The 14894-nt window shown below is 36.9% G+C and carries 16 protein-coding genes; all 16 read left to right on the top strand.

Annotated elements, in window-relative coordinates:
• Window positions 1-126 precede the first annotated feature (126 nt).
• Window positions 127-852 (top strand): N-acetyltransferase, encoded by a 726-nt coding sequence (locus J7J33_02390; GenBank protein ID MCD6168139.1) that lies wholly within the window; start codon window positions 127-129, stop codon window positions 850-852.
• 51 nt (window positions 853-903) lie between these two features.
• Entirely contained in the window at window positions 904-1317 is a 414-nt protein-coding gene (locus J7J33_02385) for a DUF523 domain-containing protein (GenBank protein ID MCD6168138.1), read from the top strand.
• Window positions 1318-1332: 15 nt separating this feature from the next.
• The gene (gene rbfA, locus J7J33_02380) at window positions 1333-1704 is read left to right on the top strand and encodes a 30S ribosome-binding factor RbfA (GenBank protein MCD6168137.1); all 372 of its coding nucleotides are present in this window, start codon (window positions 1333-1335) and stop codon (window positions 1702-1704) included.
• Entirely contained in the window at window positions 1673-2629 is a 957-nt protein-coding gene (locus J7J33_02375; protein MCD6168136.1) for a bifunctional oligoribonuclease/PAP phosphatase NrnA, read from the top strand. Before rbfA ends, J7J33_02375 begins: the two co-directional genes overlap by 32 nt.
• Window positions 2604-3509, top strand: coding sequence for a tRNA pseudouridine(55) synthase TruB (gene truB / locus J7J33_02370; GenBank protein MCD6168135.1), 906 nt, complete (start codon window positions 2604-2606; stop codon window positions 3507-3509). Before J7J33_02375 ends, truB begins: the two co-directional genes overlap by 26 nt.
• Window positions 3506-4225 (top strand): FAD synthetase family protein, encoded by a 720-nt coding sequence (locus J7J33_02365; GenBank protein MCD6168134.1) that lies wholly within the window; start codon window positions 3506-3508, stop codon window positions 4223-4225. Before truB ends, J7J33_02365 begins: the two co-directional genes overlap by 4 nt.
• 66 nt (window positions 4226-4291) lie before the next feature.
• Window positions 4292-6883, top strand: coding sequence for a valine--tRNA ligase (locus J7J33_02360; protein MCD6168133.1), 2592 nt, complete (start codon window positions 4292-4294; stop codon window positions 6881-6883).
• Complete coding sequence (locus J7J33_02355; protein MCD6168132.1) at window positions 6883-8208, top strand: bifunctional folylpolyglutamate synthase/dihydrofolate synthase; 1326 nt, start codon at window positions 6883-6885, stop codon at window positions 8206-8208. Before J7J33_02360 ends, J7J33_02355 begins: the two co-directional genes overlap by 1 nt.
• An 11-nt stretch (window positions 8209-8219) precedes the next feature.
• Window positions 8220-8771 carry a zinc ribbon domain-containing protein gene (locus J7J33_02350; protein ID MCD6168131.1) on the top strand — a complete coding sequence of 184 codons (552 nt, stop codon included), beginning with the start codon at window positions 8220-8222 and terminating at the stop codon, window positions 8769-8771.
• Window positions 8768-10105 (top strand): electron transport complex subunit RsxC, encoded by a 1338-nt coding sequence (rsxC, locus tag J7J33_02345; GenBank protein ID MCD6168130.1) that lies wholly within the window; start codon window positions 8768-8770, stop codon window positions 10103-10105. Before J7J33_02350 ends, rsxC begins: the two co-directional genes overlap by 4 nt.
• Window positions 10102-11085 (top strand): RnfABCDGE type electron transport complex subunit D, encoded by a 984-nt coding sequence (locus tag J7J33_02340; protein ID MCD6168129.1) that lies wholly within the window; start codon window positions 10102-10104, stop codon window positions 11083-11085. The genes rsxC and J7J33_02340 overlap by 4 nt, the downstream gene beginning before the upstream one ends.
• On the top strand, window positions 11082-11639 hold the full coding sequence (locus tag J7J33_02335) for an RnfABCDGE type electron transport complex subunit G (GenBank protein ID MCD6168128.1): 558 nt from the start codon (window positions 11082-11084) through the stop codon (window positions 11637-11639). The genes J7J33_02340 and J7J33_02335 overlap by 4 nt, the downstream gene beginning before the upstream one ends.
• Window position 11640: 1 nt before the next feature.
• Complete coding sequence (gene rsxE, locus J7J33_02330) at window positions 11641-12237, top strand: electron transport complex subunit RsxE (GenBank protein ID MCD6168127.1); 597 nt, start codon at window positions 11641-11643, stop codon at window positions 12235-12237.
• On the top strand, window positions 12234-12812 hold the full coding sequence (locus J7J33_02325; protein ID MCD6168126.1) for an RnfABCDGE type electron transport complex subunit A: 579 nt from the start codon (window positions 12234-12236) through the stop codon (window positions 12810-12812). The genes rsxE and J7J33_02325 overlap by 4 nt, the downstream gene beginning before the upstream one ends.
• Window positions 12813-12821: 9 nt before the next feature.
• On the top strand, window positions 12822-13661 hold the full coding sequence (locus J7J33_02320; GenBank protein ID MCD6168125.1) for an RnfABCDGE type electron transport complex subunit B: 840 nt from the start codon (window positions 12822-12824) through the stop codon (window positions 13659-13661).
• A gap of 37 nt (window positions 13662-13698) precedes the next feature.
• A partial coding sequence (locus tag J7J33_02315; GenBank protein ID MCD6168124.1) for a hypothetical protein occupies window positions 13699-14894 on the top strand: 1196 nt, incomplete at its 3' end.

The raw sequence follows: 14894 nt of genomic DNA, 5'->3' as shown, positions 1-14894 counted from the left end.
ATGTAAACTCTATATCAATCTTACTTTCAACCATACTTTTTATTTTAGTGCCTTAATCCCTTGACTTTTTATTTAAGTTAAATATTATTAAATTTGTAAAAACTTTGAACATAAGGAGGAACAAAAATGAGAAAGAATCCACCTGAAAAAGTGTCACAGGATAAGGTTATTTTTGATGTTGCTGAAATTGAGCCTTTACTTTCAGGTCCATCCCTTCATCTTAAACCGTGGGAGCCTGTATCAGTAAAGCTAAAAACAGGCGAAACCATGGTTATTAGAGAGGCAAAAAAAGAGGAAGCACCTCTTCTTCTCTCTTACCTTCAGGAAGTTATGAAGGTTGACCATGACTTTTACGATATAGTAGGAGCAAGGGTCTATGCTGAAGTTCTTGGATGGTATAGAAATAGACTTAAAGACCCATATACCCTTCTTGGCCTTATTGATGGGAAACTTGCCGGTTTTGCCAATGGAAGACTTATGAATAAAGACATCAACATCTCTCTTCACACAATGGCTTTCAAGAGAGGTGCAAGAGTCGGTGCAATAATGTACTATGCAAAAACCTTCTATGCCTTTGAAATTCTCGGAAATAAGGAATTCTGGGCAACATACGAAAGCTATAATGGATGGAAGAGATGGGGAGTTGGAATGGCTCAGCCATCCTATCCATGGCCTGAGTATCAGCATGAACTTGGTGGAGCAAGGGTGTATTACATAACCAAAGAGTATTGGGATGCAGTGGTAAGGGAATACATTGAGGATTACATTGGTACAAAGTTTGAAAAGCCAGTCTCTGAAGAGCTTCTAAAGAAAAACGAAAAACTCATACTTCCAGAAAAAGTGGAAGTATAAATCAACCTTTGGGGGGCAACTGCCCCCCAGCATATCAATTCAGTTTATCCAATGAAGATTGTTAGTGCGTGTTTGCTTGGTATTAATTGTAAGTATGATGGCGGCAACAATAGGAACGAGAAAATAATCTCCCTCCTTAAAGATGAAATTCTGATACCGGTTTGTCCAGAGCAGCTTGGTGGACTTTCAACTCCTCGTTCTCCCTCTGAAATAAGGGGAGATAGAGTCTATTCTGCGGAAGGAGAAGATTTAACTGAAAATTTTAAGAGGGGGGCAGAGGAGGTATTAAAAATAGCAAAGCTTTATAGAATTAAAGAGGCAATTTTTAAAGATGGAAGTCCATCATGTGGAGTGAATTACATATACGATGGAACATTTAAAGGTGTAAGGATAAAAGGAAAAGGTATAACAACGAGATTACTTGAGAGAGAAGGTGTAAGGGTGATAAGTGAGAAAGATATTTAGTGGTATAATTTAAAGGTGAGCACTTTAAGACAGGAAAAACTTAAAAAGACATTTAAAAAGGAAATCTCAACTCTTTTAAGAGAAAAGATTCAGGATCCAAGAATAAGAGATGAATTTCTCACAATCACAGACGTTAAATTTTCAAAGGATCTAAAGAGAGCTACAGTATACATATACATTCATGATAAGGCAAAAAAAGAGATTGTCTTTAAAGGTTTGAAATCTGCAACTAAATTCATTCAGGAAGAGATTGGAAGGGTTATGAGACTAAGATACACACCAATTCTAACCTTCAAGGAGGATAAAAGTATTGATAGAGGCTATAGAGTCATTGAAATTCTTGAAAAATTGAAACATGAAGAAGATAGCAGAGAAGATACTGAATAGCAAAAAGATTCTTATAATATCACACGAGAACCCTGATGGTGATGCGGTAGGTTCAACTCTTGGTCTGTATTTTGGACTTAAAAAGTTAAATAAGAGAGTTGTTCCAGTTTTACCGAATAAGGTTCCACAGATTTATTCCTTTCTTGAAGGCGCAGAACTTATTAAAACAGACTTCAATCCTAAAGATATAGATGTGGCTATAATTCTTGATTGTTCAGATATAGGAAGAGTTGAATCTTTGAAGAAAAAGTTAATGAAAATCCCAATTAAGATAAACATAGATCACCACCCATCAAATTTTTCCTTTGGAGAACTTAATTTTATAGATCCCACATCTTCTTCAACTTCAGAGCTTGTTCTAAAACTTCTTAATGAGTTAAATGTTGAAGTTGATAAGAGTATAGCCAATCCTCTCTATGTTGGAATTATGACCGATACAGGTTCCTTCAGATTTCCCAATACAACACTCAAGACATTTGAGGCAGCCACTTACCTTGTAAGACATGGTGCAGAGGCTTCCTATCTTGCTAAAATGGTTTACAATATGAAACCACTCAAAGCTCTTAAGATCCTTGGAAGAGCACTTGAGAAATTAAAGAAGAAGGATCATCTTATATATTCTGTTCTACTACTCTCAGATTTTGAAGAATTTGATGCTTCAGAGGAGGATGCCGAAGGGGCAGTTGAGTTCCTAAATAAGTCAAGAGAGGCAGATGTTGCTGTGCTTCTCAAGGAGAGGAGAGAGAATTACTTTAAAGTGAGCATGAGAAGTAAAGACTCCGTTGATGTTAAAAAAATAGCAATGAAATTTGGTGGAGGAGGACATATAAACGCTGCTGGTTTTGAGATAGAGGGAGAACCAGAAGAGATAATTGAAAGTATAATAAAGGAGATTAAAGTTGAGAGATCTAACAGGGATAATTAATGTCTACAAACCTCCAGGAATAACCTCTTTTGGTTTACTCTCTGTTGTTAAAAGGATAATAGGGGTTAAGAAAGCTGGGCATGGAGGTATAATAGACTTCATGGCTCAGGGTGTATTACCTGTTCTTATAGGAGAAGCTACAAAACTCACATCACTTCTACTTCTGTTACCGAAAGAATATGAGGGTGAAATAACGCTTGGCATAGAAACTGATACCCACGACATATGGGGAAAGGTAATCTATGAGAAGGATGCAAGCCATATAACTCTAAAAGATGTGGAAGCATTGAGGGAGAGTTTCATTGGAAAGATAAATCAGATTCCTCCAAAGTTCTCTGCGAAGAGAATTGATGGAAAGAGAGCTTATGAACTTGCAAAGAAAGGAAAAGAGGTGCAGCTAAAGGAGAAGGAGGTTGAGATATTTCAATTTGATATATACAACTTCAGAGAAGGAAGGCATCCAAAATTTAACTTCAAAATTTTGTGTTCATCTGGAACATATATGAGAAGCTTGGCAAGGGATATAGGAAAAAAGTTGAATGTTGGTGGAACCCTTTCCTACCTTGTAAGAACTGCTGTTGGAAAACTTGAGGTGAAGGAGAGTCTTCATCTTGATGATATTATAAATTACGCTAAAAGTGGCAATTTCAATGAAATGATCATGAGCATAGAGGACTTTCTTGACTTTATTCCCCGAGTTGCTCTTCCAAAACGCAAATTATTCCTATTTAAAACAGGCAACCAGATTAGATTTGATCATCCCTATTTAAGGGGAGGGTATGTGTTGGTGTTGGATTCCAGAGGGAAAGCTGTGGGGATAGGAAAATTTTTTGAGGGGGTTGGAGAGTTAAAGCCTGTAAGAATATTTAACATATCATGAAGGTTTTTTACAATTTACCCAATCTTTACGATGTAAATCTATCCATTGGAAGTTTTGATGCCATTCATATTGGTCATGTTAAACTCATAGAGAAACTGTCAGAATCTGAAGGGAAAAAGGTTATCCTTTCCTTCTTCCCACCACCATTCATATATTTTGGGAAAGAGAAAAATGTAGCTTTCCTGCCCAGGGAAAAGGTAATGATACTTAAAGATTTGAACATTGACGCAGTTATATTTTTGCCTTTCAATAGAGAAATCTCTTTGTTGAAACCCAATGAATTCATTGATTTCTTGATAACTAAGATTAGGTTGAGAACTGTAATCGTTGGAAAAAATTTTAGGTTTGGACATAAAAGGGAAGGTGATGTGAATTTACTTTACAATTTTGGAAAAAATTTTGGATTTCATGTGATAAGTGTTACAGAGGAGAGAAGAAACGGTGAAAAGATAAGTAGTAGCAAAATAAGGGAACTTATTAGAAAAGGAGAAATTGAGACTGCAAACAGGTTCTTGTTTCATCAATACTTTGTATTTGGAAGAGTTATTAAAAAGGTATTGAAAACAGAAGAGTTAAAATTGTTACCACCTTCTGGGTCTTACATGGTTAAGATAGATGGGGAAGAGTTTATTGCACATGTTAGAGACAATGAAATTTATGTTCCTGACTATTCAAATGAAGGTGTGAGAGAGGTTAAATTTATAAAGAAAATCTGATTTACTTTTGGATAATATTAATTTATTGTATAATTTTCAAAAGAGAAGAATTAAGGAGGAGTTCTAATGGACTTGAAATCTGTTTACACGCCTCACGAAATTGAAAAAGAGATTTATGAATTCTGGTTAAGAGAAGATCTTTTCCATGCAAAGGTAGATAAATCTCGTAAACCCTATACCATTGTCATGCCTCCACCAAATGTTACTGGGTCTCTTCATCTTGGCCATGCCTTTGACTCTACCATTCAGGACATAATGATAAGGTTCAAAAAAATGAAGGGATTTGAAACTCTCTGGCTTCCTGGAGTTGACCATGCAGGTATAGCAACTCAGCTTATGGTGGAGAGAGAGTTGATGAAGAAGGGACTTACTAAGGATAAGCTTGGTAGAGAGGAGTTTCTTAAAAAGGTGTGGGAGTGGAAGGAGAAGTATGGAGATAGAATTGTAAATCAACAAAAGAGACTTGGAATAGCAGCTGATTGGAAGAGACACAGATTTACCATGGATAGACCCTATCAGAGATCTGTCCTTGAAGCCTTTGTAAAGTTATACAATGATGGAAAAATATATAGGGGAGAGTATATGATAAATTGGTGCCCAAAATGCCATACCGCTCTCTCTGACCTTGAGGTTGAGTACAAAGAGGAAAAGACGAAGCTTTACTATGTAAGGTATCCCTTTGAAGATGGAGATGGTGGCATTGTAGTTGCCACAACAAGACCTGAAACCATGCTTGGAGATACAGCAGTTGCTGTAAATCCAGAGGATGAAAGATACAAGGATTATGTTGGAAAGATTGTTATACTTCCACTTGTTGGGAGGAAAATACCCATAATTGCTGATGAAAAGGTGGATATAGAGTTTGGAACAGGTGCTGTTAAGATTACCCCTGCCCATGATCCCAACGATTTTGAGATGGGTGAGAGACACAATCTTCCGAAGATAAACATTTTTACTTTGGATGCTACTATAAATGAGAATGGTGGTAAATTTAAGGGACTCACAAGAGAGGAGGCGAGGGAGAGAATAGTTGAGGAATTAAAAGAGAAGGGATATCTTGTAAAGGTTGAAGATTATGTTCACTCTATAGGTATTCATGATAGATGTAAGACTGCCATTGAGCCAATGATTTCAAAGCAGTGGTTTATAAAGATGAAACCACTCGCCGAGGAGGGATTAAAGGTTGTAAAGGAGGGTAAGGTAAAAATAATACCAGAGAGATGGGCGAAGGTCTATGAAGATTGGCTTACCAATATAAAAGATTGGTGTATATCAAGGCAGATATGGTGGGGACATAGAATACCCATATATTACTGCAAAGAGTGTGGAGAGGTTACAGCATCTATTGAAGAGATAGATAAATGTCCAAAGTGTGGTGGAGAGGTTGAGAGAGACCCAGATGTTCTTGATACATGGTTTTCATCAGGACTCTGGCCCTTTGCCACTCTTGGCTGGCCTGAAAAGACTAAGGATCTTGAATACTTTTACCCAACATCCCTTCTTGTCACAGGTTATGACATACTCTTTTTCTGGGTGGCAAGGATGATAATGTTTGGAATGTACTTTATGAAGGAGGAACCTTTCAAACATGTGTATCTCCATGGGCTTATAAGGGATGAGAGGGGAAAGAAGATGAGTAAGACTCTTGGAAATGTTATAGATCCACTGGAACTTTTAGATAAGTATGGAGCAGATGCTACAAGATATACCTTTGCACTTCTCTCCACAGTGGGTGGTCAGGATATAAACTTCTCTGAGGGAAGGGTGAAGTTTGCAAGGAATTTCATGAATAAGATATGGAATGCAGGAAGATTTGTTATAAACACACTTAAAGATTTTGCCCCAGAATCAGTTTCATCACCTGAATTTAGAAGAGAAGATATATGGATTCTAACACGACTTTCAAAGATAAGTGAGAGGGCAAATGAACTTATAGAAAACTATGAGTTCGGCGAGATATCCAATTCTCTCTATGAATTCTTCTGGCATGAATTCTGTGATTGGTACATTGAGATTTCAAAGTTAAGGACTGATTCAACAGCAAAATGGGTCCTCTTTACTGTGTTTTCCAACTCCCTTAAACTTTTACACCCATTTATTCCCTTTATAACTGAGAAATTGTTTAAGCTTCTTCCTGTTAAGGAGAAAAGCATCATGCTTTCCTCATATCCAGAACCAGATGATTTTATTAGGGATGAAAACATTGAGGATGAATTTAATGAATTCATGGAGATAACAAGAAGCATAAGAAATTTAAAGAGTATACTAAATATCCCTGTAAGAAAGAAAGAAAAAGTTTTTATAAAGTTTTCTAACAAGAAGCTTGAATACTGGAAGAGGTATATTGAGCACCTATCTTCCTCTGAAATAGTCTCAGAGGAGATTGGTGGTTTAAGAAGGATAAGCGATGCTGTGCTTGGAAACGAGATATATCTATATTTAAATAAAGATTTTCCAATTGAGGAAAGTATAAGAAAGTTAAAGAAGAGTATAGAAAAACTTGAAAAGGAGATAGAGAATTTAACCTCAAGATTGTCAAATCCTAATTTTAGGGATAAAGCCCCAAGGAATGTGGTGGAAGAAAGTGAATTAAAATTAAAAGAGGATGCCAACACCTTGAAACTACTTAAAAAACATCTTAAAGAGCTTGAGGGTTAATGTTTTCTTATGTAGAGGCACTGGATTTTCTTGGTGCAAGAAAGAGAAGAACTATAAAACCGGGGCTTGATAGGATAAAACTTCTTCTTAACATCCTTGGAAACCCAGAGAAGGGAAAAAGGGTTATTCATGTTGCTGGAACAAAGGGAAAAGGATCCACATGTGTTTTTATATCCCGCTTGCTCTCATACCATGGATATAAGGTTGGCCTCTTTCTATCTCCCCATCTCCAGTGCTTCAGGGAAAGAATTTCTATAAATGGAAATTTTATCTCTGCCAAGGAGTTCGGGAGGTACATATGGGAGATAAAAAATATTTATGAGAAGGAAGATAAATTTAAAGAAATTGGTGAACCAACGCTGTTTGAGATCTTAACAGCAATCTCTTTACACTATTTTCACAAAAATAATGTAGATTTTGTTGTTCTTGAAACAGGACTTGGGGGAAGACTTGATGCCACAAATGTGGTGGCAAATCCGCTAACTTCCGTTATAACTCCAATAGGCCTTGATCATATGGATATTCTCGGAGATACCATAGAAAAAATCTCCTTTGAAAAGGCTGGAATAATAAAGAGGAGAAGACCAGTTATTCTATCAGAACAGGAGGAAAGAGCGCTTAAGGTGATTATAGATAAAGGGAGAGAATGTAATTCAAAAATATACATGGCAGGAAGAGATTTCTCAACCAGGATAATTAAAATGGATAGAGGTGGGACCATATTTACATACAAATCCAATAAAAATTTCTTTGAAAATTTAAAGATAAAGTTGCTTGGTGAGTATCAGGTGATGAATAGCTCTCTTGCAATAAAAACTTTGGAGGTGCTTGAAGATTTAGGATTGATAGAAATAAAGGAGAGTAAAATTAGGAAAGCTTTAGAGGATGCATTTATTCCTGGAAGAGGAGAAATAATTAATGAGGGTGGAAGAGTTTATATCCTTGACGGGGCTCACAATGAAATTTCAATGAGAGAGGTTAGAAAATTTTTACAACAATACTTTAGTTGTGGTAAAATAAATTTGATTTTTGGAATCTTGAAGGATAAGAACATTGAAAGAGTGTTGGAGATGATACTTCCTTGTGCAGAAAAGGTTATTTTTACAGCACCGAGCGGGGTAAGGGAGAGGAGAACTCCTCCAGATTACTTATTAAGTCTTGCAAAGAAGATGTTTCCTTTTAAAGAGATGGGAGTTTCAAAAAATGTAGCTCAAGCTTTTAAGATGGCAAATGAATTTTTTTCACTTGAACCAGTTGTTGTAACTGGGTCTTTTTATATTGTAGGAGAAGCGAGGTCTATACTTAAAAGATACTACTTTAGTTAAAGGAGGTTAATGTGGGAAACGAAATTACTGGGGATATCTTCTCTTATCTTGGGAGATTTTCATCTCTCTTTTACATTTTCTTTACCATTCTTGTGATTCTTATTGCCTATTGGACCTATCAAGATGCAAGAAAGAGAGGTTTTGGCCCATATTTCTGGCTTATTTTAATAATAACAACGGGCATTGTTTTTCCATATGCTTACTATTTTATAAAAAAAGCTAACTGGGTCTTTCTCTCCATTTCTATTCCTTCTGGTGGTTTAATTCCCTGGCTCATCTATCTTCTCGTAAGACCCCCATGGACAAAGGAAGATCTTGAAATGGAGAATCTGGAGAGGGAAGCTCTTAACTTAGAAAGAGAGTACTGGGCGTTCCTTCTATCCAAGGAAAAATTGAAATGTCCAAATTGTGGAGCTCCAATCAAGGAGAATTGGCTTCTATGTCCCTATTGTCATACAAGATTAAAAAAAGAGTGTGTTTATTGCGGTAAACCTCTTGAGTTGGACTGGGACATTTGTCCCTACTGCGGTCATGAACAGCCAAAGGAGGAAAAGAAAAAATGAGGATTTTAACGTTTGGGAGAGGGGGTGTTCACCCCCCAGAGAGTAAACTTACAAAGGATAAGCAGATTGAAGACATGGAAGAAGTGGAGGAAGTTCTTATTGCTTTACACCAACATACAGGTGCACCAACTCAACCTCTTGTAAAACCTAAGGATACAGTTAAAAAAGGTCAGAAGATTGGAGATAGTGATGCAAAGGTCACCTCTCCTGTCCACTCTCCAGTTTCTGGAGAGGTTGTGAAGATAGTTGAGACTACCCTTCCCAACAGTAGAAAATCTATGGCTGTGCTTATCAAGAATGATCATGAGGAAACTTGGGATGAGAGTGTTGAACCTCGTGATGATGTTGATTCACTTTCAAAGGAAGATCTCCTTAAAATAATTAGAGAGGCAGGGATTGTGGGTTTAGGAGGTGCTGCGTTTCCTACACATATAAAACTCATGCCCCCGCCCAACTTTCCTGTGGATACTCTTATAATAAACGGTGCAGAATGCGAACCTTACCTTACAGGAGACCATAGACTGATGCTTGAAGAGGGAGAGAGTGTGATTAAAGGGGTAGAGATCCTTATAAGGATCCTTGGTGTTAAGAAAACTTTTATAGGTGTTGAAGAGAACAAATCTGATGCTGCCATCTCTCTTGACAAAATAGTTCACAGTATGGGGCTTGACAAAAATATAGAGGTGGTTCTCCTCAGAACAAAGTATCCTCAAGGTTCAGAAAAGCATCTCATAAAAGCCATAACAGGAAGAGAAGTGCCTTCAGGAGGTTTACCTTTTCATGTTGGTTGTATAGTTCAGAATGTTGGAACAACATATGCCATAAAAAGAGCTGTATACGATGGGATTCCACTTATAGAAAGAGTACTCACAGTTTCTGGTTCAGGCGTTGTGGAACCGAAGAATCTAAAGGTCAAAATAGGAACCATTGCATCAGACATAATAGAATTCTGCGGTGGAGCCAAAGAGGAAGTGAGAAAGATAATATTTGGTGGTCCAATGATGGGTTTTTCTGCTTACATCCTTGATTTACCAGTTATAAAGGGAACTTCTGGGATACTTCTATTTACAGATCAGGAATTAATAGAATATGAAGAGTATCCATGTATAAGATGCGGAAGATGTGTTGATGCGTGTCCCATGGGTCTTATGCCTCTTTTTATAGATGGATATTCAAGGATAGGAGATTTTGATAAAGCAGAAGAATTTAGAGCTCTTGATTGTATTGAATGCGGAAGTTGTGCCTATATATGTCCTTCCAAGAGACATCTTGTCCAGTCCATAAGAATGGCAAAAACAGAAATTATTAAGAAGAGAAAGGCGGTGAAAAAATGAAAAAGGAAGGAACTCAAAAATTTAAAGTAATAGTTTCCTCATCTCCACATATAAGAGACCCATTAACAACACATACAATAATGCGACTTGTCTTTATTGCTCTTCTTCCTGCTGCCATCTGGGGGGTGTATGAGTTTGGTCTGTATGCTGGACTTATACTTGTAACGAGCATTGTTACTGCAGTTCTGTCTGAGTATCTTTTTGAAATTATAACAAAGAGAAAGATTACAATATCTGATGGAAGTGCTGCTTTAACAGGATTGTTGTTTGGTATGGTAATTTCTCCCACAACTCCCCTCTGGATGGTTGTTATAGGCTCCTCATCAGCCATCATAATCGCAAAGCAATTCTTTGGTGGTCTGGGTTCAAACTTCCTGAATCCTGCTCTCTTTGGAAGGGCAGTTGTGTTTCTATCATGGACTGGACTACTCAACAGATGGCCTAAGCCGGCATTTAACTTTTTCTACTTTATTTCAGGAAACCAAAATCTTGTCACCACAGCTACACCCCTTGATCTGTTCAGGCTTCATCAATTGAGCATAACCTCTTCTCTTTATTCTGATCTATTCTTTGGAAGAGTTGGTGGTTCAATTGGAGAGACATCAAAACTACTTCTTCTTATAGGTGTTGTTTTTCTTTTGTTGATCAGAAGAGATATAATAGATCTTAAGATTCCTCTAACATTCATTGGGACAGTGGCTCTTCTTGCCTTTCTATTTAAACAGGATGTTCTGTTCCATCTACTTTCAGGAGGATTAATAATAGGTGCGTTTTTTATGGCAACTGACTATGTAACAACTCCCGTTACACCTTTGGGTCGAGTTATCTTTGGTATAGGAGCAGGCGTGATTACCTTTGTTATAAGAAACTGGGGAATTTATCCTGAAGGAGTCTCTTTTGGTATTTTGTCCATGAATGTGCTTACTCCACTCCTTGATAAAATTCTGCCAAGGGCATTTGGAACAGGAGGGAAGAAATGAAGGATATTATAAAAAATGCTCTCATAATAACACTTGTTGCAATTATTGGTTCAGGTGTATTGGGTTGGGTTTACTCATTTACAGCTCCTGAGATTCAAAAGCAGAAGGAGAGATCTTTAAGAGAAGGTATAAAGACTATCTTTTCAAATGAGGAAAGCTTTGAGGAACTTAAAGATTTTGGTGGTAAAGAACTCTCAGGTGGTATAAAGGTGCTCAATGTGTATAAAGTTAAAAATAAAGATGGAAGTGAAGGGTATGTTTTCCATGCATTGTTCCCTGGATATGGTGGCAAGATTGAATCGTTAATTGGATATGAGGATGATGTTTGTAGTGGAATAATAATACTTGAACATGCAGAAACTCCAGGACTTGGTGCAAAAATCACAACTGAGGAGTTTAGAAAACAATTTGTAAATAAACCCTTATCTGATCCATTTATACCAAAGAAAGATGTGGTTGCAATTACAGGTGCCACCGTATCTTCAAGGTCTGTATCCACAGCTATAAAGAAAATAGCCGAATTTTACAGGGAAGAGGTGAAAGGAGGAAAATAAAATGAAAGAACTCTGGAAGGAATTCAAAAAGGGGTTGTTTTTACAGAATCCAGTTTTAATACTTATGGTTGGATTGTGTTCTGTTCTTGCAGTCTCCACCACTGTGAAAAACGCTATAGGAATGACTCTCGGCTTCTCCTTCGTTCTTATCACGAGTGAATTGATAGTTTCTGCTATAAGAAAGATAATCCCAAATCACTTAAGAATCCCCATATTCCTTGTAGTCATTGCAGGTTCAACAACAGTAGTGGATCTTGTGATGAAAGCTTACTCACCTACACTTTCCAAATCCTTAGGGATATTTATTCCACTGATAGTAGTTAACTGTATCGTTCTTGCAAGAGTGGAAGCTTTTGCCTATAAGAAGTCAATCCTTGTTGCACTTTTTGATGCATTGGGTATGTCAGTAGGTTATGGTATTGCCATAGTTTCACTTGCTGCTGTAAGAGAGATACTGGGAAGTGGAACATTTCTTGGTTATAGAGTTTTTCCTCAAGGTTTCAAACCTGCAGGTATACTGCTTCTGCCTCCGGGTGCCTTTATTATACTTGGAATTTATATAGCAATACTTAGAGGATATATAGGGAGGAAATCATGAGTGTTGTTACGCTTATAAAAATCTTTATAGCGGCGATGATAGTTGACAATATGGTGTTCATTAGATACCTTGGAATGTGCCCCTATGTTGGTGTTACAGGAGATATGGATTCTGCCACCGGTATGGGGTTTGCAGTTATCTTTGTTACAACACTTGCCACAGTTGTTACATGGATAGTTTACCACTATTTTATGCCAGGACTTGAATTCCTTAAGATACTTGTTTTTATCTTTACCATTGCCTCACTTGTTCAGCTTGTAGAGATTTATCTTAAGAAAAATGTGCCTGCTCTGTATAAATCTCTTGGTATCTATCTTCCTCTCATTACTACCAACTGTTCCATTCTTGCCATCACATTTATAAATATAGATAAGAGCTACAATTTTATTGAAAGTCTTCTCTTTGCTCTTGGCGCTTCAGGTGGTTTTGCTATAGCTCTTATAATACTTGCCGGTGTAAGAGAAAGGCTAAAGCTTTCCAATGTGCCGAAGTTTCTAAAAGGTTATCCCATTGTGTTCATATCCATTGGACTTATAGCAGTTGCTTTTCTTGGTTTTAAAGGACTTATAAAATAGGAGGAAGAGATGAACATAGTAATTAGAGCAATAATACTTATGGGAATTATAGCTTTTCTTGCTGGAATAAGCCTCTCTTGGTTCAATGAAATATTTAAAGTAAAAAGAGATAAGAAACTTGAAGAGATAGTTAAGTTGCTTGGTGGAGGCAATTGTGGTGCATGTGGATATCCTGGATGTGAAGCTTTTGCAGAAGCTGTGCTTAAAGGAGAAAATCCAGCTAAATGTACAGTGGCACCTCCAGAAAACATACAGAAGATTGGAGAACTGTTAGGACTATCTGTTTCAACAGAAAAAAAGAAACCTGTTCTTTCATGTGTTGGTGGAGTTGGAGTTGAAAAGATTAGAGCAGAATATGTAGGATTAGATGATTGTAGGGCAGTTCCATTTGCTTTTAATGGTAAGAAGGCATGTGAGTTTGGATGTATTGGACTTGGAACCTGTGAGAGAGCATGTCCCTTTAATGCCATAAAGATGGTGAATGGATTACCAGTTTTTGATTATGAAAAATGTACAGGCTGTGGAATATGTGCAGAGGTTTGTCCAAGAAATGTAATAGCTATGGTTCCATGGAATGAATCTGGAATTGTAAAGTGTAATAGTCCAAGAAAAGGAATTGAGGTAAGGAAAGAATGTGGGAGAGGATGTATAAAATGTGGTATATGTATAAAGGTATGTCCTGAAAAGGCAATCACATGGGGAAATAATAAGTTACCTGTGATTGATATGAGTAAGTGCACTTTATGTGGTCTATGTGTTGAGAAATGTCCAACAAAGGTTATAAGAATAGAGAGAGGTGAGGTCTTACTGGATCTTGATGTGAATCCGAATTTGAAAGCTAAAGTTTAAGGCTTTACAAAACGTGATAGTTAAATATAATAAAATTGTGAGAAAAATAATAATAGTTTTAGTTTTGTTTTTGCTTCTCTTTCCTGCCCATCTTTCTGCTGCCAATGGGTATAAGAAGGATATAGTCATAAAAGAAGATGGAGGGTTAAGGAGAAATCCAAACTTTATAACTCTTACAATAGAGGATCCCAATCTTTCAGATGATTGCATCCTTATAGATAAGGACACAAAGAAGGAGATCCCATTTTATATTGTCAAAAAAGAGAAGGGTAGAATTAAAATAAGATTTAAGCTGAACCTTGATAAGGGAGAAGAGAAACATCTTGAATTTAGATTCTCTACGGGAGAAAAGAGATCTATCTTGCCAGAGAAAGACTTTTTCTTTGTTAACTACATTGGCACAGAATTTTATGGTATCTCTTTTGAAAAGATTTATCTTATAGCACTGAAAGATAGTGATGTAAAGGTTACTAATAGAGAAGGAAAAACTCTCTTTTCAGGAAAAATTAAGTATGGACACTTTAAGAGAATAGACCTCGCCTCACCTCAATCTTTTCATATAGTATCCACTGGTCCCTTGATGGTGACTGTCTCATCAATAGGAAAACCTGGAAAGAATATGCCTGAGGATAGAAGTGATGACGACATAATGTCTATTATCGGAACTGAGGGATTCTTCTTTACGCATTCAGACATTTTTGTCACCAGCTTATTTGATAATAATTCTGTAAGGGTGGAGGATAGTGGTGGAGAGTTAATATACAAGGGTACTCTAAAAGCAGGTGAAACAATTAAGAAGTTGGGTCTCTATCCATCCCTTCTATACTACAGGGCAGATAAACCAGTTTTAATCCAGTATGGAAAGTTTGACGATTCTACTTTTACAGTGATTGTTCCCTATCTTGGATTTTTATACGGTTATTCCTTTGGTGAATTAGGGATATTTTCCTTTGAAGATAACACAAACATTTTGTTCAAAGGTGGAAGTAGGACAGAGAAATTTAACCTCAATTCCAGGGAATTTAAACTTATAGAGTATAAAGGCGGTTTTGAAGTAAATGCTGATAAACCAATCCTTGTGTACTCTCTCGGTAAATCTTCAAATTTTGGTGGAGAGGAGATACCTACCCTTTTAGGATACGCATCTTCAACAAAATTTAACTTTGTTACAGGGAAGATATCATTTAAATATTCAAAGGGCCACAGGAGACTTATAAATGTATTATCTCAAAC

The organism is Caldisericia bacterium (assembly GCA_021158845.1).
Taxonomy (GTDB): domain Bacteria; phylum Caldisericota; class Caldisericia; order B22-G15; family B22-G15; genus B22-G15.
The sequence above is the reverse complement of the archived record's forward strand: the minus strand, read 5'-3'. Positions and strand labels throughout refer to the sequence as shown.

Coding starts and splice junctions, on each gene's coding strand:
- J7J33_02390 (MCD6168139.1), top strand. CDS start 127: ATGAGAAAGAATCCACCTGAAAAAGTGTCACAGGATAAGGTTATTTTT.
- J7J33_02385 (MCD6168138.1), top strand. CDS start 904: ATGAAGATTGTTAGTGCGTGTTTGCTTGGTATTAATTGTAAGTATGAT.
- J7J33_02375 (MCD6168136.1), top strand. CDS start 1,673: ATGAAGAAGATAGCAGAGAAGATACTGAATAGCAAAAAGATTCTTATA.
- J7J33_02365 (MCD6168134.1), top strand. CDS start 3,506: ATGAAGGTTTTTTACAATTTACCCAATCTTTACGATGTAAATCTATCC.
- J7J33_02360 (MCD6168133.1), top strand. CDS start 4,292: ATGGACTTGAAATCTGTTTACACGCCTCACGAAATTGAAAAAGAGATT.
- J7J33_02355 (MCD6168132.1), top strand. CDS start 6,883: ATGTTTTCTTATGTAGAGGCACTGGATTTTCTTGGTGCAAGAAAGAGA.
- rsxC (MCD6168130.1), top strand. CDS start 8,768: ATGAGGATTTTAACGTTTGGGAGAGGGGGTGTTCACCCCCCAGAGAGT.
- J7J33_02340 (MCD6168129.1), top strand. CDS start 10,102: ATGAAAAAGGAAGGAACTCAAAAATTTAAAGTAATAGTTTCCTCATCT.
- J7J33_02335 (MCD6168128.1), top strand. CDS start 11,082: ATGAAGGATATTATAAAAAATGCTCTCATAATAACACTTGTTGCAATT.
- rsxE (MCD6168127.1), top strand. CDS start 11,641: ATGAAAGAACTCTGGAAGGAATTCAAAAAGGGGTTGTTTTTACAGAAT.
- J7J33_02325 (MCD6168126.1), top strand. CDS start 12,234: ATGAGTGTTGTTACGCTTATAAAAATCTTTATAGCGGCGATGATAGTT.
- J7J33_02320 (MCD6168125.1), top strand. CDS start 12,822: ATGAACATAGTAATTAGAGCAATAATACTTATGGGAATTATAGCTTTT.